Here is a 21768-nt window from a genome sequence, read left to right as displayed (position 1 = left end):
ACCCGGCTCGGCTGGCGCCTCGCCGGGCACTCGACCATCGGAGGGGTACGCGGGCCTGCTCGGCCAGCGGAGGGTGCGGCTGGCGCCTCGCCGGGCACTCGACCATCGGAGGGGTACGCGGGCCTGCTCGGCCAGCGGAGGGAGCGGCTGGCGCCTCGCCGGGCACTAGACCTCGGAGGGGTACGCGGGCCTGCTCGGCCAGCGGAGGGTGCGGCTGGCGTCTCGCCGGGCACTCGACCATCGGTGGGGGACGTGGCGCCTCGACCATCGGAGTACCTTAACCAGCTCGGTTCCCGGCGAAACCGGTGGCGATGAGGAAAGGTAAGGAAGGTGGATTTTATTACCTATGCCGTGATCGGTGTATTGATCGTCGCCGCGGCCAACGCGTTAGGGCCCAAACTCGCACTGGCACCGGCTTTGATTCTGGTACCGGTCGGTGTCGCGATCAGTTTTCTGCCATTCGTGTCCGCGGTCGAGGTCGACCCCGAATGGATCCTCGTCGGAGTGCTTCCGCCACTGTTGTATTCGGCTGCGGTGTCGATGCCCACAATGAATTTCCGCAGGGACTTCACCGCGATCAGCGGGCTGTCGGTACTGCTTGTCATCCTCAGCGCCGTAGTCCTCGGTTTCCTTATGTCCCTGTTGATTCCCGGCGTGAACCTGGCCACCGGCATTGCACTTGGCGCGATCATCAGCCCGACCGATGCCGTAGCCACGCAAATGGTGAAGAAGCTCGGCGCACCACCACGAGTCGTCGCGGTGCTCGAAGGCGAGAGTCTGCTCAACGATGCAACCGCGCTTGTGATGCTGCGTGCCGCGGTCGCCGCGATGGCCGGGGGGATTTCCTTCGGCGGGATCGCGCTGGATTTCGTTTGGGCGGTGGTTGCCGCGGTGGTTGTCGGTCTCGTAGTCGGTGGTGCCAACCTATGGTTGCGCGCCCGGATTACTAATCCCACTGTGAATACGGCGATTTCGTTCACGGTGCCCTATCTGGCGTACCTGCCAACCGAGCATGTCCATGCGTCGGGGTTGGTGGCGGCGGTGACGGCGGGATTGGTAACCGGGCGCGGTGCGGCGAAGTTCTTCAAGCCGAATCATCGGGTCTCTGACGCGCAGAATTGGCGAACCATCGAACTGATTCTCGAGGGCGGAGTGTTCTTCCTGATGGGCCTGGAATTGTGGGGTCTCATCGGTGATGTTCGTGAGGAGCACAATAGTGCGATCGCCGCGCTGTGGGTCGGACTCGTTGCGTTGGCAGTCACTCTCGCGGTACGTGCGGCTTTCGTCGTGCCGCTGCTCGCCGGGCTGGCTCGTAGCGCTCGACGGGGCGAATCTATCAAGCCGAGATTGCAGGACCTCGGCGAACGGCTGACACCGACCGATGGTGAGCCAGCGCAGCTTCCCATGCGAAAGGCTTTCGGCCGCAGAGGAAAAGAAGACGAAGTGCGTAGCCACTCACCAGAACAGGTGGCACGCTTCAGTTTTCGGGTCAACCGCAAGCTCGCCGACATTGAGTACTACTTGTCTGCGCCCCTCGGACCAAAGGAGGCAAGTCTTGTGGTGTGGGCCGGAATGCGCGGTGTCGTCACGGTTGCGGCGGCGCAGACATTGCCAGCGGATACCCCATCGCGGTCGCTTCTTGTGTTGACTGCCTTTACCGCCGCTGCCGCGTCGTTGCTCATCCAAGGCGGCACACTGCCTTTCGTGACTCGCGCCTTGCGCTTACCTGACACGTCGGCTGAAGAAGCCGAAGAGCGTGAGCGGCTGCATCTGGAGATGCGACAGACCGCCCAGCGCGCTATCTCCGAATCCGGTTATCTCGATACGATTCCCGGACTTCGTGAACGTTTCGGGGCCTTTCTCAGGACCGCGGAACAGGAAGACGATCAGGAGCAACACCTAACGCCGCTGGCCCGCGAGAATTTCGTCAAAGCACGACTGGCGATGATCGAAGGGCAGCGCGGTGAATTGCTTCGGCTGCGCGACGAAGGTGTTTACAGCGCAGCGGTTCTCACCGCAGAACTCGCGATTCTCGACGCCGAGGAGATCAGCTTGCGGATGCGCACCGAAGAGTGACTTCGGGTAATCACCGCCGATCGATCCACTCGATATATCCCCGTCCGCTGATCGGTTCACCGTGCAAAGTCCCGGTGTACTCGTAACTTCCAGCGAATCCCGCAGCCATACCATAGGCCCAATCGTCGTTGCTGATACCGGAGATCTTGATCAGTTCATCGCCCGCGGCATCCTCAACGCGCCAGGTGAACTGGCTAGGTAGTTGCATCGCGACGCCGTCGGGGGTCGTGATCACTGAGCCAGGTTCAGTTACCTCATGGACGAATCCGCGGCTATAGGTCGCACCGTTGCGCCCGACGGTGCGTACGAAAACCATTCGTTGAATAGGCAGTCCTGCAGGGCCGCGCAAGTCGGTCATCAAAACTTGTGTCGTCGGGGTCGCGTTGAGGATTTGGTAGGTGAAGAAGTAGATCGGCAATGGCGCTTGCCGGCCACGTGCGTACTCGTAGGTGCACAACCCGGCGGCGTCGAGACTGTCTCCGTCGACGGTGAACGTGCCGTCGTATTCGCAGAGAACACTCCAATGGTCATAGATCGACGGGAGATGGGCAAAGTGGGAGACGACATTGGTTGGCCGGATATTGAGTTCGACGCTGAAGTTGTCGACGGCAGCCTCTACGTGGATTCCCCTGGCGGAGCGTTCAATTCGTAGTGTGTCGCCGAACCGGAGAGTCGAACCGTCGGCAGCCAGGTCGCAGTCGGACTCGATGCTGTACTGGCGAAAACTGTGGCGACTGGCAGCTGATCCCAGAAGCAACCACGCGGAGTCGTCGGCGACGGTACGCACAAGGTAGGGAACCGAGAACGCACGCACTCGTTTGGCGGTACCCAGGACTGAGATGACGTCGAAGAAATTGAAGGGCGCTGGCAGGCTCGGCACCATGATCCCGTAGTGCACGAGCTTCCAACCCGCGGTCGGCGGATGCTGGGGGATTGTCGGGTCAAACGCTTCACCGTTAAGTGAATCGATGCGATTGATCTGCGAAACGGCAGTGTCGTAGAGCCGAGACAGCATTCGAGATTCCTGACGCTAGGGGCATATGACTCGTCGGTCAATTTAGCGGTGCCGTCGACTCCACGCAAGCGCGCCGCATCGAACGCAGCCTCGACTCCGCCACGTCCTAGGCGATACGTACTCCTCGGCCCAGTTTCTGTGCGGGTACTCGTAGACGGCGTGCGGCGATGAGGAGTCCAACGCCGCCGATTGCGATATTCACCAGGAGACCCAAATACCAACTGTCGCCGACTCGCGAAGTCTCGTGCCGTGCCTCTCGAGCCTGGTACGAATCCGGACGCAGCCGCGCCTCGTCGTTGCTAACCCAAAAGTAGTCCGGATCGTCGCAATGTTTGTCTGCGATATACGGCGACGTTCGGGCTTCGGAGACCATCCGCGACAGGTCGACGGCAACGGATCGGCCGTTGGTGTCAATTCTGTACGGATCGCGGGCTTGTGTGCCGTCGTGCGGTGCGAGAGCGTCCGCAGTGATGGTGAATGGGTTGGGTAACAATAGCCACCAGGTGCGTTCGGTGTGGTTGAATTCGGTGGACTTGATGGCCTCGGTGCACACAGCCCGAGCGTTGTAATCGTCGTTGGGATAGGTGAATTCCGGTCGGACCACATCATGGCGCTGGGCGGTGCTTTGGTAAAGCAGGCCGAATAGTGCGGGCAGGCCCAAGATCAGAAAGAAGACCGTCGCTTGCGTTAGTACCGCCGAGCCGGCCGGTCGCGACGTCAGCGATGACAATCCCAAACCTATTCCGCCGTAACACAAAAACAGCAGCGCGAGGATCACGACGCCACCGATCGCCGGGCCGACGCCGTAGGGCGAGGTGATGATCGCCCATACCAAATACGGGCTCGCTACCAGCACCACGACTAGCGACGCCAGCCAGTTCGCGAGCAGTTTCCCAAGTGCGAGTTGCCAATTGGTGATCGAGGTGACCTGAACAACGGCCAGCGTCGCGTCCTTACGGTCGCCGTTGATCGACGTCGCCGCCAGAGTCGGAGCCAGGATGATGCCCACAAACATCAATATCGTGACGAGGATGGCATAGAAGTTGACTGTCCATGAGCGGTACGTGGTGTCGAATGGGTTGACGGCGAGATACAAGGATCCAAGTACGCCAAGGGAAATGAACGCGAACAGTACGCACAGCGTGATGCGCCAACGTGTCGTGCGTAGTCGTTGGCGCAACTCCAGGCCTACGATCACGCCGATGATTTGAAACCAATTCAACACGGTTGTTCCTTGTTCGTCGGTAGTTGATTCGGTGTGGCGCTTCGCTGGAGAAGGCTCTGTTGTCGACGTCATCGGCGCACCGGATCCAAAGCGAGATAGGCATCTTCGAGATGATCAGAGATCCGGGTGAACTCAGCGATCTGAGCGCCCGAGCCGACCAATTGCGACAGGTAGCTCGCGGCAGTCCGCTCGTCGGGAAAGTCGACGACCTCGGCCTCGTCGACGGACTGATCGATCCGTCGGATTCGCCATCGAGGTTCGGTCGGCGCGGCGTAGGTCTGGGTCCGGCCAGCGGTCATGAGTACAACGTCGTCAACCATCTCCGACAACTCGGCGAGGATATGCGACGACAGCAATATCGCGGTGCCGTCGTCGGCGAGGCGGCGCAGATGATCGCGTAACTCGACGCGCGACCGCGGGTCCATGCCCGATGCTGGCTCGTCTAGTAACAGGATGGCCGGATTGTTCATCAGTGTGCGGGCGAAGCCGAGCCGCTGCTTCTGCCCGCGTGAGAGTTCATGTGCCTTCCTGTCGGCGTATTCGTTCAGGTGGACCTGTGCCAGCAAATCATCGGCGCGTGACCGCGCCGATTTGGCTGACTGCCCGTAGAGACGGCCAAAGGTCGTCAATATCTCTCGGCTGGTCAGGCTCTCCCAGGTGCCAAAGGTATCTGGCATCCAGCCGACTTGCCGTCGAAGGTTCTGGGGCGACACCACTTCGCCGTTGAACTTGATCGTGCCGGTGTCCGATGCCAGCAGGCCGGCGAGCATGAGAAGGAACGTGGTCTTGCCGGCTCCGTTGGGGCCGACCAGGCCGCAGATTCGCCCGGCCGGCAGGGTGAGGTCGGCAGCGTGGACGGCAGTGTGCCCCCGAAAAGTGCGCGACAATCCCGACGCGTCAAGTGTCATTTAGAGAATCTACCATAAACTATCGTAAATAGTCTGTGATCGAGTGGCGGACGCCTCACTGTTTCAATTCGAGGTAGTCGGGGCGCCTGAGGTAGACTTCATAACGATTGACCCGCGTTTCGACGCAGGGTCACGCGTCGTAGAACGCCTCCTTTTGCCGGATCGCACCGGCCAGATGACTTCATACGGCGAACGAATGCGCACACCTGCGCCTTCGCCATTCGATTCCTCCGGATCGTTACACCATGGCTACTGCCGTGTGTATCGGGTGAATCATGTTGCCGGAAAGGCAGTTTGAGTTTTGAGTAACACATTTGAATCCTTCGGTGTGCCCGCAGCCATCGTGAAAGTGCTTGCTGCGCAGGGAAAGAGTGAAGCGTTCCCCATCCAGGTAGACACCCTGCCGGATACCCTTGCCGGCGACGATGTGCTCGGTCGTGGCAAGACGGGGTCGGGTAAGACCCTTGCTTTCTCCATTCCGATGGCAGCCGGTCTCGCCGAGCTGGAGGTCACTCGTAAGCCAGGCGCCCCGACCGGCCTGATCCTTGCCCCGACCCGTGAGCTCGCCACGCAGATCGCCGATGTCCTAACTCCGTTGGCGCAGGCCGTCGGGCTTACTGTCACCACCGTGTTCGGTGGCGTGAAACAGACTCGCCAGGAGCAAGCGTTCCGGCGAGGGGTCGACATCGTCGTAGCCTGCCCCGGTCGACTGGAAGATCTCATGCGGCAGAAGATCGTTCGGCTCGACAATGTCGAAATCACGGTGCTCGACGAGGCCGACCACATGGCCGATCTCGGCTTCTTGCCGGTCGTCACGCGCATCCTTGCCGCGACCCCGGCCGATGGTCAGCGACTGCTCTTCTCGGCGACGTTGGACAACGGTGTCGACAAGCTCGTCAAACGCTTCCTGCATGACCCGAAGATGCACTCGGTCGACGAGGCCAACTCGCCGGTCGCACAGATGACCCACCACGTCTTTGAAGCGGCGTCCACCGCGGATAAGAATGATCTGGTGCGGGAGTTGGCGTCGGGGACCGGACGACGGATTCTGTTCATGCGAACCAAGCATCAGGCCAAGAAATTGGCCAAAAAGCTTACCGCCGAAGGGGTTCCGGCTGTTGATCTCCACGGAAACCTGTCGCAGGCACAGCGTGACCGAAACCTCGCGGCCTTCGGCGGAGACGGTGCTCGAGTGCTGGTCGCCACTGACGTCGCCGCGCGCGGCGTTCACGTCGACGGCGTGGAACTCGTTGTCCACGTTGACCCGCCAGCTGAGCACAAGGCCTACCTGCATCGTTCGGGTCGTACCGCCCGGGCCGGTAGTGAAGGCGATGTCGTGACGATCTGCCTGCCCGAACAGCGTGGTGATCTGCGAAAGCTGTTGAACAAGGCCAAGATCGACGTGAAACCGCAGCGCGTTGATGCCAAGTCGGCCGTCGTTGACGATCTGGTCGGCGAACGTGCCGCCTACGTCAAACCCGAGCCGGTTGCCGCCGCACCGCAGCGCAGTGGCGGCCGCCCGTCGGGCAACCGCGGCAGTGGTCGCTCGTCAAACGGCCGAAGCGGGGGTGCCCGCAATAGTGGTGCTCGTCGTGGCAACGGCGAAGGTGGACAGGCGCGTCGTACCGGTGGATCGCCGGAGGGACGTAATAGCAACGGACACAATGCCTCCGGCCGTCCATCGGGTGGCCAGCGGGGCGGTGCGTCGAAGGCGGGGCATCAACCCGGTCGTCGCCGCAGCGGAGCGCCCCAGGGTGCTCGACGTCCGGCCCGCCAAGGCTGAGCTCAGGCCATTCCGGCCGCGCGTAGGGCCGCCGTAGTTCCGGCTGCCGCGACGATGACGACGATCAGCGGTGCGCGCAATACGGCGGCCAATATGCCCACGGCTACTCCGATCGGCCGGGCCGGCCCGGCGACGTCGGAGCCGATGAATAGCGTGCTGGTTAACGCGACGGCGATCAGCAACACGATCGTCGCGCGTTCCAACACGGCCTCGACTCGCGGCGTTACGTCCAGGCGTGCGCGCAGTTGCGGACCGGCAACGCGAATGAGATAGGTGCCACCGGCTAAAAGTGCTATGGCACCGGCGAATTCCCATCCGGTCATTTCGACACCAGTATTTTGTCGCCGCCTAGTTCGGCGTCTTCGTCAGTTCCTCGATCGTCCGATGTGATGTGGCGTCGAGTGATAACCCATCCCAGTGGAATGCCCAGGAGGGCGAGCACGACGGGTAGCCCGGCGGTCACGAAGCCAGCGGTAGCGATGGCTACTAAGCCGCCGAATATTGCGGCCCAACGGGTTTCGCGATTCCGCAGTGCGGGGATCGCCAGTGCGAATAGGAGGGCGGGAAAGGCGGCGTCGAGGCCGAGCGTCTCCGGTGCGATCACCTGTCCGATTAGACTGCCGGTCAACGCGCCGAGCGGCCATGACGCGGCGACGCCGATTCCGCACATATAGAAGGCCCGGCGAGCGGTGCCGACGTCGGAGTGTGGTGCGGCGTAGACCGCGGTCTCGTCGTTGACGAAATGCGCCGATGCCAAACCGCGCCAACCGCGTGGCAGGTATCGTCCGGCCGACAATCCATAGGAAATGTTGCGCGCGTTGACAAGTAGCCCTGCGAGCGCGCCGACGATCGGTACGCCGCCACTGGCGACTACGGAGATCAGCACGAATTCCGACGAACCGGCGAGTACCACACATGCCATGAGGAGAATCTGCCACCAGGCGAGGCCGATGGCATGAGCCGCAGCGCCGTAGGAGGCGCCGATTACCCACATCGACGCCGCAATGACTACGACATCGCGGGGAATTGTTCTCCATACCGAACGCATGACCACTATGATGGACCTATGGACGAGATCCGTCAAGATGAACGATCGGCCGGTATGTCGAACGATCGAAGCAAGGTGAGCCCGCAACAACTCGTCGCAGCAGCTTTGAAGCGAGAGCGGACGCGGGTTGGATTGTCGATCGCGGAATTGGCCCGCCGGGCCGGCATCGGAAAGTCGACGCTGTCTCAGCTCGAAACGGGCGAGGGAAACCCGAGCGTCGAAACGTTGTGGGCCTTGAGTTTGGCTCTCGGCGTGCAGTTTTCGGCACTGGTCGACGCTCCGGCACCGACTGTCGAGGTGATTCGACTAGGGGACGGGCCGGTTATCAAGGCTGGCGATGCCGATGACTATTCGTCAACCCTGATGTCGGCCGCACGACCCGGTACGCGCCGCGATATCTACCTGATTCGAGCAGAACCGGGCCGACCGAGGGTGTCCGATCCCCATGCCCGCGGCGTCACGGAACACGTAATCATCAGCGCGGGGCGAGCGCGAGTCGGCCCGACCGGACACGCGGTCGAGCTTGGCCCAGGGGATTACATGACCTACGCGGGCGACCTGGAGCACATCTTCGACGCCCTGGAGCCGGCCACGATAGCGGTGCTGATCAGCGAGTTCTGAGGGGTGCCAGGCGGGAATGTCGGAGGTAACCCCTCGATGGTCGAGTGCCAGGCGGGAATGTCGGAGGTAACCCCTCGATGGTCGAGTACCAGGCGGCGAATGTCGGAGGTAACCCCTCGATGGTCGAGTGCCAGGCGGCGAGCTTGCGAGCCGTCTGGCGTATCGAGACCACGCAACCCGAAATGCCAACGCGCCCACCGAAATCCACCCATCAAACTCGACCGTCACTCTCGGCGGAACACCTTTCTGGACAGCCCTGGCAGTAACTCGAACCGCCCGTCAACCAGCGCCTGGCGCTTAGCGCGCGACCAACTCTGCACTCGCTTCTCCATCGCGTACGCTTCATCGATCGTTTCGAACCCCGCGTGATAGACGAGTTCGACCGGCCGTCGTCGGCTGGTGTACTTCGCACCGTCACCGGAGTTATGTTGCGCCACACGAGCATCGAGGTCCCTGGTGCTGCCGACATAGAAGCTGCCGTCGGCGCACCGAAGTATGTACATGTACCCACCCATGCGCTGACTATGACGTAGGGCACCGGATCGCGCAACGCGGTTATCAACAGGGCGTGGGGTGGCTGGCACTCTCGGGTGGGCTGTGGTGGCGATGGTATGCCGTCTCGCCGGATCTCGATACACCGATCGTCTCGCAAGCTCGCCGGTCGGCACTCGATCATCGGAGGGGGCCGTCTCGCAAGCTCGCCGGTCGGCACTCGATCGTCGGAGGTGGCTAGACCATCGCCGACGACAGCACTCCCGCTTCTAAGTCCTCGCGCAGCATCGCTACCGTCTCGGTGGAGTCGGTCTTGTTGGTGCCGATGAAGCCGGACGGTCCACGCTTGATCCAGCCGGTCACGTACATGCCCTGGATGGGCGCTTCGCCGCTGAGAACTCGGCCGCGATCGTTTGGGATCACGCCGCGCCCGTCGTCGAACGGCAGACCCGGAACGGCCACACCACGGTAACCGATCGACGTCAGCACCAGTCCCGCGCTGACGTCGACGCTGGAGCCAGTAGCTATGGCCGCACCAGAAGCGTCAATCTCGTTGATACCCAACCGAATTCCGGATACCTTTCCGTCTGCGCCGACGAGAATTTCTTCGGGCGACCGACGGAAGGCCAACCGGATTTTCTTACCAGGGCGTACGGGCCGGGCCGAGATTTCACGCAGCAGCGCGACTTTTTCCGCAGCGACGTGATCGCCCGGATGCCCTTGTGCCACCGGCAAATCGGATAATGCGGCCAGCTCAAGCGGATCTACGACGACATTGGATCCGCCATCGGCCAGACCGACTAGTTCGGGCAAGGTGAATGCCGCGACATCAGGGCCTCGTCGCCCGACGACCAGCACCTCGGACACCGCCGACGTACGCAACTTTGCCAACGCATGACGTGAAATCGAGGTGTTGGCAAGGTATTCCGGGTCCGCGGTGAGGATTCGTGCGACGTCGAGTGCCACATTCCCGTTTCCGACGAGCACGACTCGTTCATGTGACAAGTCGAAGTCCAGATCGGCGTAGTCAGGATGCCCGTTGTACCAGCCGACAAAAGAGGTGGCGCTGGCACAGCCCACAGCCTCGACGCCGGGTACGGTCAACGGGCGATCGGTGGGTGCGCCGCCGGCCCAGATGACCGCCTGATGCCGCGACCGAAGTTCGTCGAGGGTGATGTCGCGCCCAATCTCGGTGTCTACCAAGATATTCAGTCGTGGATCGCGAGCGATGGTGTCGAAAAGCCGCATGACAGTGCGAGTTTCGGTGTGATCGGGTGCGACGCCGAAGCGAGCGAGTCCGAATGGACTCGACAGGCGTTCATACATCGTGACCTCGACGCGCGGATATCGCAGTAACTCGTCTGCGGCGTACATCGCCGACGGTCCGGATCCGACGATGGCGACTGACACCGGCGTGTTTCCCGGAACACGCAGTGGCGTTGGATGATCCATCGGTGCCATCGGCAGCCGGAACTTCTGGTCGACCGGAAAGCGGACATCGCCTACCGAGTCGCCGTACTGACCGGCGTTGATGTCGAGGAAGCGTTGCTGATCATCGGGCAGACGGTGTCCGGGCTTGATCGCTCCGACCGGGCACGCGCTCACACACGCACCGCAGTCGACGCAGGTCGATGGATCGATGTACAGCATCTCCGCCGTGCCGAAGTCGGGTTCATCCGGCGTCGGATGGATGCAGTTGACTGGACAGGCATAGACGCATGAGGCATCGCCGCAGCACGCCTGGGTTACTACGTGGGGCATGGGTTAGGTCAGGCCGCCCGGTACAGGGGTTCGCTGCGGAAGCGCGACGACCGACCGTCGATGCCCATCGCCTTCCAGACTCGACGAGAAACCGGATTCATCAGGCCGCACTGATCGCCGAGCATACGTACATCGCCGAACACGTTGTGCAGGAAGGCTTTCGAGTCTTCGGACTTCCAGAAGAGGTCTTTTATCACGGCGTCCGGCACATCGAAGCGACGCTGGAATTCCTTGGGCGGCACTACGATCGCACCGCACAAGACGCGCATCACGATGGGGAAGACGAGCGACAGCAGGAACCGCTGGATACGTCCCTTCTTCGGAACGGTCTCGCGCAAGAGGTTGTGCGCGAACGAGATGTGACGCGCTTCCTCAGCGACATGCAACTGCATCACAGCGGCCATCGTGGGGTGAAGCTTGGAACCGGTACGCAGGAAGTCCTTCTGGATGTGGTCGATCGGCTCTTCGCCGCCCAGTACACCGAAGAAGAAGATCGTCGGAAAGATCGTCGACGCCAACGGCACCAGCGGTGAAATCAGTCGGTGCCCCTTCTTCGCCCCTGGCACGTCCATTCCTGAACGGTTCACGAACTCCTGAAACATCAGAGTGTGATTGCACTCTTCCTTGGCTTCGTGGGTCGTGTAGCGGAATTCCTTTGCGCCGTTGGGCAATTTGAAGCTGTATTGCATGAGGCCGCGGATCAGAATCGACTCGAATTGCAGACCGACCTTGGCGACGTTGGCCTGCCGCCACATGCCGACCTCGATCTGCTTCTCTAGCGGGAGCGATTGGTACCACTTGGAGCGTCCGATGGGGTCGGCCTCGGTCGACAGCACCCAGCGAGGATCGTTGGGTACGACCGCCATATGCGGCGCATCCCAGTCGATGTCGATGTAGGGATCGAAATTCCGTCGCACCGAGGCGTCTGACAGATCGTCGAGGAGCTGTGCGTAGTCGTCGCGCTCGTTGTCAGCGGGGGCTGGGACGTATTTTTGGGCATTGCCACCATCGAGAGTGCTGGTCATAAGCCCAACGTTAGCAACATTCATTGTCACAATCCAGGGCGGCACAGATATTTCGACGTCTCCGCAGATCAGCCCCCTGATTTACCGACCTTTCCGAACGGAAGGAGTGCCATTTCACGCGCGTTTCGTATCGCCGTCGCGACTTGACGCTGCTGCTGCGGGCTAAGTCCGGTCACTCGTCGGCTGCGGATCTTGCCGTTGTCAGAGAGGAACTGCCGGAGCAGTGCGACGTCGTGATAACTGACCGGTTCAGTGCGGCCAGCGAGAGGATTGGGGCGAGGTTTGGTAGGTGCGGCCGGGCGGAGCGGGCGTTTGGTTCCCATGTAGTGATGCCTTTCTCGAGTTACCAGCTGGATTTCGCGATGCCGGGAAGCTCGCCGCGGTGGGCCATTTCTCGGAAGCGGACGCGCGATAGACCGGCTTTCCCGATATAGCCACGCGGGCGACCGTCGACGGCGTCGCGATTGCGGACACGAGTCGCACTGGCGTCGCGAGGTTGGCGTCTGAGTTCGGCGGCCGCGGCCAGGGCGGCTTCGGGGGTCGACGTCGGATCGGCGATTATCGTCTTCAGCTCGGCGCGACGCTCGGCGTACTTTGCGACCAGTGCTTTTCGGCGTTCGTTGCGAATTATTTTGGATTTCTTGGCCATTGGGCTCAGCGCTCCTCTTTGAAGTCGACATGACGTCGCACAACTGGGTCGTACTTGCGCAGGACCAGACGGTCAGGGTCGTTGCGGCGATTCTTTCGCGTCACGTAGGTGTATCCGGTCCCGGCGGTGGATTTGAGTTTCACGATCGGCCGGATATCAGTGCTTTTGGACATCAGACCTTCTCCCCGCGCGCTCGGATCGCGGCGACGACGGCCTCGATGCCGTCGCGATCGATGGTCTTGATGCCCTTGGCTGAGACGCGCAAGGTCACGGTGCGGCCTTCGCTGGGCAGGTAGTAGCGGCGACGTTGGATATTCGGGTTCCAGCGGCGCGAGGTGCGCTTATGGGAATGCGAAACCTGTTTGCCGAAGCCAGGTTTGCGCCCGGTGACTTGGCAGTGCGCGGACATGTTGTTCGCCTCTCTCATGCGTACTTGTTAATGAAAATGATTGGCGTTAACCGAGATGTCACGTTACAGTCGATCCTGTTCAAATGGAAATCGTTTCCAACAATGGCAGTGGGAGGTTGGACATGCCCGACGACGGGCGGACGCCGGTTGTGATGGTCGCCGGACTGGATGCGCAAGCCTCGACGCGAACCGCCGATGCGCTAGTGGTCGCTGGGGTAACGCTGGTGCATCACGACTTGAGCCGGCTGGCCGAGGGAATAGTGGTCGCTACCGTTCGGTGCGTCGACCTCGACGGGAATGAGCGCGTGACAACGACAGAACTGCTGTTGGAGCATGGCTGCGTATCGTGCACGTTGAGGGCGGATCTCTTGCCGTTGCTGAGACGGCTGCATCGCCGGTCGTCGGTGGAAAGTATTGTGTTACAACTCGATCCAACGTTGGAGCCGGAGCAGGTTAGCTGGGCCATCGAGCACGTCGTGGTAGCCGACATGCCGGGCTTCACCGATGCGCCGGCTGGCGTCGACGTGACGGTTCGAGCAACGATCACCTGCGTCGATGAAGACATGTGGCTGACCGCGGCGACCGGCGACGAAGAGTTGCCGGGTTCGGTGGAAGACGACGAACGGACTCTCGCGCAGGTCGCCGTCGGGCAAGTGCGATTCGCCGATGCGCTCGTCGTCGCCGGTTGCGATCCTGCGATGCGCGAGCCCTGGGAATCAGCGCGTCTGATGGCGGTACTGAAGCGTCTGGCACCGGGGGCGCCGATGATGATCGAACTCCCGCAGCGCCGACTGACCTCAATTCTCATGGCACAGTTGATGACTGCGATCCCAGATGGAGCGCGGCGCGGTCGGGTGTCGGGGCCGCACGACCCCCTGTTGGAGGGGCAGCCTCCGCTCGACGAAGACTGCGGAGTGCGGCTGGTGGAGTTCAACTCCGACCGTCCCTTCCATCCCCTGCGGCTGCACGATGCGATCGATTCGTTGCTCGACGGCGTGGTCAGCGTACAGGGCAGGTTGTGGTTGGCCAGCCTTCCCGACGACGCGCTGTGGATCGAAGGTGCCGGCGGTGGACTACGCATAGCGGCGGGAGCGCCGTGGCTGGCGTCGATGGAACCGGACGAGCGATCCTTCGAAGATCCTGCGCGCGTTGCGATGTCGGCGTTGCGATGGGACCCCGTCTACGGCGATCGCCACAGCGCGATCGTGGTATTGGTCCACCGTCCAGATGGTGGCCGTATTCAGGATGCGTTGCGCGCGGCATGTCTTACCGACACGGAAATGGCTGGCGGGCAACAGCATTGGAACACTTTTGAAAGCCCGTTCGGCGTGTCCCATGTAGAGCCTTGCGACGACGTCGAACTTCCCGACCCCACCACCCCCATCACTGGAGAAAGGCGAAACCCATGAGCCCGCAACAGAATCTGCCTGCCCGAACCGCCGACATCGACTACCACCCGGTGATTTTCGCCGACGCGAATACCGGGAAGCAGTTCCTCACTCGTTCGACCGCGACGTCGGAACAGAGGGTGCAATGGGAGGACGGTAATACCTACCCGCTGATAACCGTCGACGTGACCAGTGACTCACATCCGTTCTGGACGGGTACGGCCCGGCGAATGGATACCGCGGGTCGGGTGGAGCGGTTCGAACGGCGCTACGGAAAGCGGGCCCGGTAGGGGAGAGCTGAAGACTGCAGGCTGGGCGCCGGCGAGGGAATATCTCCCTAGCACCGGCTGATGTCGCAGGTTCAAACCTGCGGGCTCAGCGCCAGCGAGGGGGCATCTGCCCTACGTCGCCCTACGTCGCAGACTTCAGCGGGTTCACTCGGTGTTCAGCAGCACGTTGCCCACTGACATGAACAACATCAGCGCGAGGCACAGCAGGAACCATGCCGCTCCCTGCCATACTCCCCAGCGACGACCACCGCGGTAGGCGAAATATGTTCGGACCAGCGCGGAGAGGCCGCCGACCAGCATGATCGCCGGCGCGGTGATCAATAGCGCGGTACGCAGCGCATCGCTCGACGCGGCCGCGACGATAAGGGCGGCAACAGAAAATCCAGCGGTGACGGCGCTATGCAGGATGGCCTGGCGCAGCGAACCGTCGGAGCCGCGCAAATCCGAAGGGTCGGACTGCGGTACCGACCGCTGCGGCCCGGCGTTGCTCGCTGAGTCGGAGGTCTGATGGTTACCGGCCGAATTCGTCACACCATCCACGGTACCCGTTTGCCCGTTTTACCCGGTCACCTCACCGCGACGGCGCGGATCGTCGTCTGGTGGGCAGACCAGGCTCCAGGCTTGAGACGAAGGTCCATTGCCCGACATCGGACTAACGGGCACGATGGGAGGTGGACCGGCGGCACCGCCGGAAATCCGCGGGTTGGTCGACACAACTGAGGAGTGTAGACGAAAATGGCGAAATTTGTTGTGGGAGTGGATAGTTCGGATGCTTCTACCAAGGCGGTTCGATGGGCCGCGCATGCCGCGGCCATCGAAGAAGCCGACTTGACGGTGGTATGCGCCTATGACGCGAGTGTGAGCAATTACGCTCCCGGACTGGTGATTCCGCAGGATGTCGTCGACGCGATAAGTGCGGAGGCACGTGAAACCGCCGACGCCGCAGCGAGGGTGGCCGCTGAAGCCGCCCCCGACCTTCGGGTGTCGACCACGATCGTCGAAGGGGACGCTGCCGGCGCATTACTCGAAGTCGGCAAAGACGCAACCGTTGTGGTGGGCACACGTGGCCTCGGCAGTATCCGCGGACTTCTCCTCGGATCGGTGAGTATTTCGGTTGCCGCCCACCATCACGGTCGATCGGTGATCGTCGAAGGTGAATCAAAACTCAGCCCCGACGGCCCAGTCGTCGTGGGTGTTAGTGACGACCCGGTCAGCGATCCGGCGGTTGCCGAAGCGTTCCGTCAGGCATCGCTGCGAAACGCGAAACTCATTGCGGTGCATACGTGGTCGCAACTCGATGCGGATGCGCTGCACGGTTATGGCATCGAACCCGACGCCATCGCGCGCATGTCCGACGATGCCGTCGAAGCACTTGCCGAGCGGATGGCGGGCTACGCCGCCGACTATCCCGACGTCCAGGTGGAACGTCGAGTACTGCCCGACGATCCGGCGAAAGCCGTCGTTGAAGCAGCTGGCGATTCCGCCGCGCTGATCATCGTCGGCAGCCGCGGACGTGGCGGATTCCGTGGCCTGTTACTTGGCTCGACCAGTCAGAAGGTGTTGCACCACGCGACCTGCCCGGTGATGGTGGTCCGCCAATAATGGCCTGGCACTCGGCGATACGCTGAGGGTATGGCGAAACCTCGGCGCGTGGCAGTCGCACTCGGTAGTGGCGGGGCACGCGGTTACGCGCATATCGGTGTTCTCGACGAACTCGATGCCCGAGGTTTCGACGTCGTCACGGTCTCTGGTTCGTCGATGGGCGCCTTGGTCGGCGGCCTGTACTGCGCGGGCAAACTGGATGACTACGTCGACTGGACCAGCAGATTGACCCAGCTCGATGTGGTGCGGCTGCTCGACATTTCGTTGTCTAAGCCGGGCGTAATCGCCGCCGAACGGATACTGGCTCGTGTGCGCGAGATCCTCGGCGATGTGATGATCGAAGAGTTGGCGATCCCGTTCACCGCGGTTGCGACCGACCTCAACGCCGGCCGATCGGTCTGGTTCCAGCGGGGCAGCCTGGTCGACGCGATTCGCGCGTCGATCGCGATCCCCGGTGTGATTAGCCCGCATGTCTACGACGGCCGCGTGTTCGGTGACGGCGGCATCCTCGACGCATTGCCGATCTCGCCGACGACGTCGGTGATCAGCGACCTCACCATCGGGGTGATCCTCGGCTCCGACGGCGTGCCCGACATGGGTTTCGAACCGGCCGCTGTCGACACCGGTGTCCGCCCGGAGACGATGTGGCGGCGGAGTTCGCGGACCTTTATGGACAGCGATTTTGTGCGGTCAGTCCGTGACCGATTCGGTAGCGAAGGCCATCTGCCGGAGGCGGGCACCGCCGAGTCCGCTGAGCCAGTGCCCGACGTGCCTGCGCCCGTCGTCGAGAACGAGCCGGCGGCACCTGTGGACCCAAGCGCCGCCATCCTCGCCAAGATGAGCCGATTCGATGTGCTGAGTCGATCTCTCGACATCATGCAAGACACGCTTACGCGCTATCAGCTAGCACGCACACCGCCCGATCTGATGATTCGAGTTCCTCGAAAATCAGTGCGCACCTTGGACTTTCACAAGGCTGGCGAGATGATCGAGTTGGGCCGGAGGCTTGCCGCAGAGTCGTTAGACCGGCTTGACGCCGGGAGCGGCGCGTGAACGCTGGCGTTGTCCGGCCTGGTGGAACGAGCAGTATCCCGCGAGGTATCTGGGTTCTGTTGGCCGCGAATGTCGTTATCGCTCTTGGGTATGGGTTGGTCGCACCCGCGTTGCCGTCCTTCGCGCATAGCTTCAACGTCGGACTGACCGCGGCGTCGGCGATCGTGTCGGTGTTCGCCATAATGCGGCTACTTTTCGCTCCGGCGGCCGGTCGCCTGGTCACCAAGCTCGGCGAACGCTGGGTCTATCTCACCGGTCTATTCATCGTCGCGGTAAGTACCTTCGCGACAGCATTCGCGCAAACCTATTGGCAGCTAATGCTATTCCGCGGCCTGGGGGGCATTGGTTCGACGATGTTCACCGTGTCGGCGATGGCGCTGCTGATCCGGATGTCGCCGCCGGATATTCGGGGCAAGGTGTCCGGGTATTTCTCCGCGGGCTTCCTCATCGGCAACATTACCGGGCCGCTGATCGGCAGCGCGTTGGTTTCCTACGGTCTGCGGCTGCCGTTCGTGGTGTATTCCGTCGCGTTGCTGGTCGCGTTGGGTGTTGTCGCAGTCTCGCTGGGGGACTCCTATCGGAGCGCACTCGGCGAGGGTGAAGTCCTCGAAAATCCGCTGACGCTGCGAGAGGCGTTGCGTGACAGTGCTTATCGAGCAATCCTGGCATCTAATTTCGCGCAGGGCTGGGCGTCGATGGGTGTGCGGGTCGCGGTGGTGCCGCTGATGATCACCGATGGGCTGCACCGGGACGCCGCGTGGTCGGGCATCGTGATGGCTGCGTTCGCCGCGGGCAACGTGACGGCGATCTTGTTGGCGGGCAGGCTCTCTGACGTGCGTGGCCGACGGGTGATCATGCTGCCGGGGCTCGTGGTGACCGCGGTGGCGACGGCGGTATTCGGGTTGTCAACACATTTGGCCGTGGTAATGGTGCTCTCGGTTGTTGCCGGTGCCGGCGCTGGACTTTTCGCGCCGACGCAGCAGGCGGCGCTGGCCGACGTTCTCGGCTCCCGAGCGCAGGGTGGATCAGCATTGGCCGCGTTTGGGATGGCTGCCGATTGCGGAGCCGTGAGCGGGCCCATTGTCGTGGGTTTTCTCGCGCAACAACTCGGCTTCGGGGTCGCGTTCGCCGCTACTGGCGCGGTCGTCGCGATCGCGCTGGTGATGTGGTTGTTCGCGCGGGAATCGGCTCCGGCGGTGATACTTACACCGAAGATCAACGATTGACTGGTCGCGGGCGAGAAGGAGGATGCGATGGCAGGCGGGGTGGATCGGTCTTCGACGGCGCGACTGCCGGATGAGCGCAGACCAGGTGTGCGGACCGACACCGCGCCGCTGCGTGCGGTCCTGCTGCATCGTCCCGGGCGCGAGTTGTCACGCGCCGTGTCGGACTGCGACGCGCTGCCGCCCATCGACGCGTCATTACTCGAAGATGCCCAGCGGGCGCATGATGACTTTGCCGACCTGCTGGGAGATCGGGGCGTCGCGGTGTATTCGCTCCGCGAACTGCTCGTCGAAACGATCGAAGTCAGTGGTGCCGCGCGGATCCAAGGTATTGCGGCAGCGGTCAGCGCACGACGGCTTGGTCCGGCCCTCGCCGCGGAACTGTCCGGCCATCTACGGGGGCGCCCACCCCGGGACTTAGTCGAGATTCTCACTGCGGGAATGACTTTCGACAGCTTAGCAACATACGGCGTGGAAGAACTCGACGTCGCTTCGCTGGTACGGCAGATGTATCGGGGCACTGACTTCGTCATTGAGCCACTGCCGAATCTGCTGTTCATGCGCGACAGCTCGTTTTGGATTGGCGACCGATTTGCCATCTCGTCACTGGCTTCCGTTGCGCGAGAACGCGAATCATCGCTTGCCGACCTTATCTACGCTCATCACCCGATGTTCAGTGGCTCCCGGCGGGCGTACGGATCGCAGATTGTGCCCATCGAGGGCAGAGACGTGGTGTTGCTCGCTCCGGGCGTTATTGCCCTCGGTGTCAGCGAGCGCACTACACCGGCGGGAGCAGAATCGTTGGCGCGCAGTCTTTTTGGCGATGACCTCGCGCATACCGTGTTGGCCGTGCCGATCGACCGTCAGGTCGAGCGGCTCGATTCCCTGCTCACGATGGTGGATACCGATGCGGTATTGGTGAATTCGTTGGTGCGCGAATCCCTGATCGCCTACGCCATGCGCCCTAGTGAGGATGGCGGGGTTCGCGTCGACGCGTCGCGAGCGTTCCTCGCCGCGGCCGCCGATGCGATGGGCATCGACACGTTGCGGGTCATCGATACCCAGCCGACGAGCGTCGAAGCGGGAAATGACCTGCTCGCGCTCGCCCCCGGCATAGTTGTCGCGCCGAGTCGTGCCGTCGAGATGAATAGCCGGCTCGCCGAAGGTGGGATTGAGGTGCTTGCGATCGACGTCGGCGAGCTGGTTTTCCGTCGCGGCGGACTGCGCGGTCTGGCATGTTCGCTGATTCGGCAGTTCTAGCTGGTCACAGGCATATTTCCAACGGAACTCAGTTAACGATGGCGTACCGAAAGTCCCGAAATGTTGATTCTCCTAGGCGATCTTTGCTTGTGTATCTAGGTGGCCTTTACTGGAAATCATACGAAACGCACAGTTAATCAAGAAAGACCTTCCTCATCGCGACCTCGGGTAGACCCGTGGGTATTCGGCATCACAGCGGCATTCGTCGTAGCCTTTGTGATCTGGGGAATCGTAGCGTCCGATAGTCTCAACAACGCGACCGGCGAGGCGCTCACCTGGATCACCGACAATCTGGGCTGGCTGTTCATTCTCGCCGCCACCGGATTCGTCATCTTCGCCCTATTCCTGGCACTCAGTAAATACGGCAAGATCCCGCTGGGGCAGGACGGTGAGAAGCCCGAATTCAGAACCGTCAGTTGGATCGCGATGATGTTCAGTGCCGGCATGGGCATCGGTCTGATGTTCTTCGGGTCCTATGAACCGCTGCGGCATTTCATGTTCGCACCACCGGGAACCAGTAGTCGCGACGTGGGCATTGCGATGGCCACGACTATGTTCCACTGGGGGTTCCATCCGTGGGCGATGTACGCGGTGGTGGGTCTGGCGATCGGCTACAGCACGTTCCGGCTCGGTCGGGGACAATTGCTTTCCGCGGTCTTCGCTCCGATCCTCGGCCATCGAGCAAACGGGCCGGGCGGCAAGGTGATCGACATCTTGGCGATCTTCGCAACGCTTTTCGGTACGGTGGCATCCCTCGGTTTGGGGGCCTTGCAGATCGGGTCGGGTATGCAGTCCGCCAACTGGGTCAATGAGCCGAGCAAGTTGCTCTTGGTCGCCATCATCGCGATCCTCACCGCAGCCTTCGTAGCGTCGGCAGTGTCGGGCGTGGCCAAGGGAATCCAGTGGCTGTCCAACATTAATATGGTGCTGGCGCTCATCCTGGCGGTCTTCGTATTCGTGGTGGGGCCAACGGTATTCATCCTCAACCTGTTGCCGACCAGCCTCGGCGCCTATGCAACCGATATCACCACGTTCTCCGCGCGGTCGTCGGCGACCGTCGATGGTGACGGCCAGAGCTGGCTTGCGGGTTGGACCATCTTCTACTGGGCCTGGTGGGTGTCGTGGACACCCTTCGTCGGCATGTTCCTGGCGAAGATCTCCAGGGGCCGCACGATTCGGGAATTCGTCATCGGAGTGATGGTGGTACCGAGCACGGTGTCGTTGGTCTGGTTCTGTGTGTTCGGTGGCGCTGCGATACGTCAGCAGGAACAGAATAAGCTGCCCGGCGTCCCGGACGGCATGACGGCGAAAGCGTTTGACGCGCTGTCGGATTCGATCTTGTTCAAGGTTCTTGACACGCTGCCTTGGTTCCCGATAGCCGCCGGGCTGGTCATGTTGTTGGTCGCGATCTTCTTCGTCTCGGGTGCCGACTCGGCATCGTTGGTGATGGGTACGCTCTCGCAGCGAGGAGTGGCGGAGCCGAGTAGATGGGTGACGATTTTCTGGGGTGTGTTGACCGGTGCCGTAGCGGCGTTGCTGCTGGCGATACGAGAAGACGCGCTCAATGGAATCAAACAGATGGCGATCATAGCGGCCCTGCCGTTCATTGTGGTCATGATCGGTATGTGTGTCTCGCTCTACATGGACCTGCGTAAGGATCCGCTGGTCGTCGCACGAGAAGAGCTGCTCAGCCAGGTTGACCAGCACATCAGGACGCAGGCGCAAGAAATCGCCGGGGACGACTTCGGGCAAACCGATCAGGCCACGTCGGATATCGATACCTCGGAAGTGACTGTGGCCGGGTCGTCGAAAGAGTCGTCGGGCACCTGAGTCCAGTCCGGCGTCGTCGCATAGCAAAATTCTGGAGATAGTCCGTCGGCCTGGGGCAACTTACCCTTGGTCGGTTGGCTATCTCCAGAATTTTGGGAGGGGCAGGAGTC

At 62.0% G+C, this 21768-nt stretch carries 23 protein-coding genes; 10 read left to right on the top strand and 13 right to left on the bottom strand.

Annotated features, from left to right (window positions below; translation table 11 throughout):
* Window positions 1–330: 330 nt before the first annotated feature.
* Window positions 331–2076 (top strand): cation:proton antiporter, encoded by a 1746-nt coding sequence (locus GOEFS_RS00630; protein ID WP_007315921.1) that lies wholly within the window; start codon window positions 331–333, stop codon window positions 2074–2076.
* 10 nt (window positions 2077–2086) lie between these two features.
* On the opposite strand, the gene GOEFS_RS00625 is transcribed toward GOEFS_RS00630, so the two are convergent.
* The 3 genes from GOEFS_RS00625 to GOEFS_RS00615 all read right to left on the bottom strand — a co-directional run bounded on the left by GOEFS_RS00625 (window position 2087) and on the right by GOEFS_RS00615 (window position 5224).
* Window positions 2087–3091, bottom strand: a complete 1005-nt coding sequence (locus tag GOEFS_RS00625; RefSeq protein ID WP_007315920.1) for a DUF6670 family protein — start codon at window positions 3089–3091, stop codon at window positions 2087–2089.
* Window positions 3092–3197: 106 nt separating this feature from the next.
* A complete protein-coding gene (locus GOEFS_RS00620) occupies window positions 3198–4316 on the bottom strand; it encodes an ABC transporter permease (RefSeq protein ID WP_007315919.1) in 1119 nt (372 codons plus the stop codon).
* 68 nt (window positions 4317–4384) lie between these two features.
* A complete protein-coding gene (locus GOEFS_RS00615; protein WP_007315918.1) occupies window positions 4385–5224 on the bottom strand; it encodes an ABC transporter ATP-binding protein in 840 nt (279 codons plus the stop codon).
* 301 nt (window positions 5225–5525) lie between these two features.
* Here GOEFS_RS00615 and GOEFS_RS00610 point away from each other — a divergent pair, with 301 nt between their 5' ends.
* Window positions 5526–7007 carry a DEAD/DEAH box helicase gene (locus tag GOEFS_RS00610; protein ID WP_007315917.1) on the top strand — a complete coding sequence of 494 codons (1482 nt, stop codon included), beginning with the start codon at window positions 5526–5528 and terminating at the stop codon, window positions 7005–7007.
* A 2-nt stretch (window positions 7008–7009) separates the two neighbouring features.
* On the opposite strand, the gene GOEFS_RS00605 is transcribed toward GOEFS_RS00610, so the two are convergent.
* Both GOEFS_RS00605 and GOEFS_RS00600 read right to left on the bottom strand, forming a co-directional pair.
* The gene (locus GOEFS_RS00605) at window positions 7010–7252 is read right to left on the bottom strand and encodes an AzlD domain-containing protein (RefSeq protein WP_373278181.1); all 243 of its coding nucleotides are present in this window, start codon (window positions 7250–7252) and stop codon (window positions 7010–7012) included.
* A gap of 74 nt (window positions 7253–7326) precedes the next feature.
* Window positions 7327–8055 carry an AzlC family ABC transporter permease gene (locus GOEFS_RS00600; protein ID WP_138917824.1) on the bottom strand — a complete coding sequence of 243 codons (729 nt, stop codon included), beginning with the start codon at window positions 8053–8055 and terminating at the stop codon, window positions 7327–7329.
* A gap of 18 nt (window positions 8056–8073) precedes the next feature.
* Between GOEFS_RS00600 and GOEFS_RS00595 the strand changes: the two genes are divergently transcribed.
* Window positions 8074–8676, top strand: coding sequence for a helix-turn-helix domain-containing protein (locus GOEFS_RS00595; protein WP_007315914.1), 603 nt, complete (start codon window positions 8074–8076; stop codon window positions 8674–8676).
* A gap of 224 nt (window positions 8677–8900) precedes the next feature.
* On the opposite strand, the gene GOEFS_RS00590 is transcribed toward GOEFS_RS00595, so the two are convergent.
* The 7 genes from GOEFS_RS00590 to rpmB all read right to left on the bottom strand — a co-directional run bounded on the left by GOEFS_RS00590 (window position 8901) and on the right by rpmB (window position 13012).
* On the bottom strand, window positions 8901–9191 hold the full coding sequence (locus tag GOEFS_RS00590; RefSeq protein ID WP_007315913.1) for a GIY-YIG nuclease family protein: 291 nt from the start codon (window positions 9189–9191) through the stop codon (window positions 8901–8903).
* 214 nt (window positions 9192–9405) lie between these two features.
* Window positions 9406–10929, bottom strand: a complete 1524-nt coding sequence (locus GOEFS_RS00585) for a 4Fe-4S binding protein (RefSeq protein WP_040524159.1) — start codon at window positions 10927–10929, stop codon at window positions 9406–9408.
* 8 nt (window positions 10930–10937) lie between these two features.
* A complete protein-coding gene (locus tag GOEFS_RS00580) occupies window positions 10938–11954 on the bottom strand; it encodes an AurF N-oxygenase family protein (protein ID WP_040524158.1) in 1017 nt (338 codons plus the stop codon).
* 68 nt (window positions 11955–12022) lie between these two features.
* Window positions 12023–12277 (bottom strand): 30S ribosomal protein S18, encoded by a 255-nt coding sequence (gene rpsR, locus GOEFS_RS00575; RefSeq protein WP_007315910.1) that lies wholly within the window; start codon window positions 12275–12277, stop codon window positions 12023–12025.
* 20 nt (window positions 12278–12297) lie between these two features.
* Window positions 12298–12603 carry a 30S ribosomal protein S14 gene (rpsN, locus tag GOEFS_RS00570; RefSeq protein ID WP_007315909.1) on the bottom strand — a complete coding sequence of 102 codons (306 nt, stop codon included), beginning with the start codon at window positions 12601–12603 and terminating at the stop codon, window positions 12298–12300.
* Between the two features lie 5 nt (window positions 12604–12608).
* A complete protein-coding gene (gene rpmG, locus GOEFS_RS00565; protein ID WP_007315908.1) occupies window positions 12609–12776 on the bottom strand; it encodes a 50S ribosomal protein L33 in 168 nt (55 codons plus the stop codon).
* Window positions 12776–13012, bottom strand: a complete 237-nt coding sequence (rpmB, locus tag GOEFS_RS00560) for a 50S ribosomal protein L28 (protein ID WP_040524157.1) — start codon at window positions 13010–13012, stop codon at window positions 12776–12778. Before rpmB ends, rpmG begins: the two co-directional genes overlap by 1 nt.
* 122 nt (window positions 13013–13134) lie before the next feature.
* On the opposite strand from rpmB, the gene mrf reads away from it, so the two are divergent.
* Entirely contained in the window at window positions 13135–14421 is a 1287-nt protein-coding gene (mrf, locus tag GOEFS_RS00555) for a ribosome hibernation factor-recruiting GTPase MRF (RefSeq protein WP_007315906.1), read from the top strand.
* Window positions 14418–14690, top strand: coding sequence for a type B 50S ribosomal protein L31 (locus GOEFS_RS00550; protein WP_007315905.1), 273 nt, complete (start codon window positions 14418–14420; stop codon window positions 14688–14690). Before mrf ends, GOEFS_RS00550 begins: the two co-directional genes overlap by 4 nt.
* A gap of 144 nt (window positions 14691–14834) precedes the next feature.
* Here GOEFS_RS00550 and GOEFS_RS00545 read toward each other — a convergent pair whose 3' ends face one another.
* Window positions 14835–15221, bottom strand: a complete 387-nt coding sequence (locus tag GOEFS_RS00545) for a hypothetical protein (protein ID WP_245549740.1) — start codon at window positions 15219–15221, stop codon at window positions 14835–14837.
* Between the two features lie 204 nt (window positions 15222–15425).
* Here GOEFS_RS00545 and GOEFS_RS00540 point away from each other — a divergent pair, with 204 nt between their 5' ends.
* From GOEFS_RS00540 to GOEFS_RS00520, 5 genes are all read left to right on the top strand, one after another.
* Window positions 15426–16292: a universal stress protein gene (locus GOEFS_RS00540; protein ID WP_007315903.1), complete on the top strand. Its 867-nt coding sequence runs from the start codon at window positions 15426–15428 to the stop codon at window positions 16290–16292.
* Between the two features lie 30 nt (window positions 16293–16322).
* Window positions 16323–17345 (top strand): patatin-like phospholipase family protein, encoded by a 1023-nt coding sequence (locus tag GOEFS_RS00535; RefSeq protein ID WP_007315902.1) that lies wholly within the window; start codon window positions 16323–16325, stop codon window positions 17343–17345.
* On the top strand, window positions 17342–18571 hold the full coding sequence (locus GOEFS_RS00530; protein ID WP_007315901.1) for an MFS transporter: 1230 nt from the start codon (window positions 17342–17344) through the stop codon (window positions 18569–18571). The genes GOEFS_RS00535 and GOEFS_RS00530 overlap by 4 nt, the downstream gene beginning before the upstream one ends.
* A 27-nt stretch (window positions 18572–18598) precedes the next feature.
* The gene (locus GOEFS_RS00525) at window positions 18599–19828 is read left to right on the top strand and encodes an arginine deiminase family protein (protein ID WP_007315900.1); all 1230 of its coding nucleotides are present in this window, start codon (window positions 18599–18601) and stop codon (window positions 19826–19828) included.
* Between the two features lie 216 nt (window positions 19829–20044).
* Window positions 20045–21658, top strand: coding sequence for a BCCT family transporter (locus GOEFS_RS00520; protein WP_007315899.1), 1614 nt, complete (start codon window positions 20045–20047; stop codon window positions 21656–21658).
* The last annotated feature ends 110 nt before the right edge of the window (window positions 21659–21768 follow it).

It is taken from the genome of Gordonia effusa NBRC 100432, from assembly GCF_000241305.1.
GTDB classification, from domain to species: Bacteria; Actinomycetota; Actinomycetes; order Mycobacteriales; family Mycobacteriaceae; genus Gordonia; species Gordonia effusa.
Note: the sequence above shows the minus strand (reverse complement) of the source record. Positions and strands in the feature narration are given on the sequence as shown.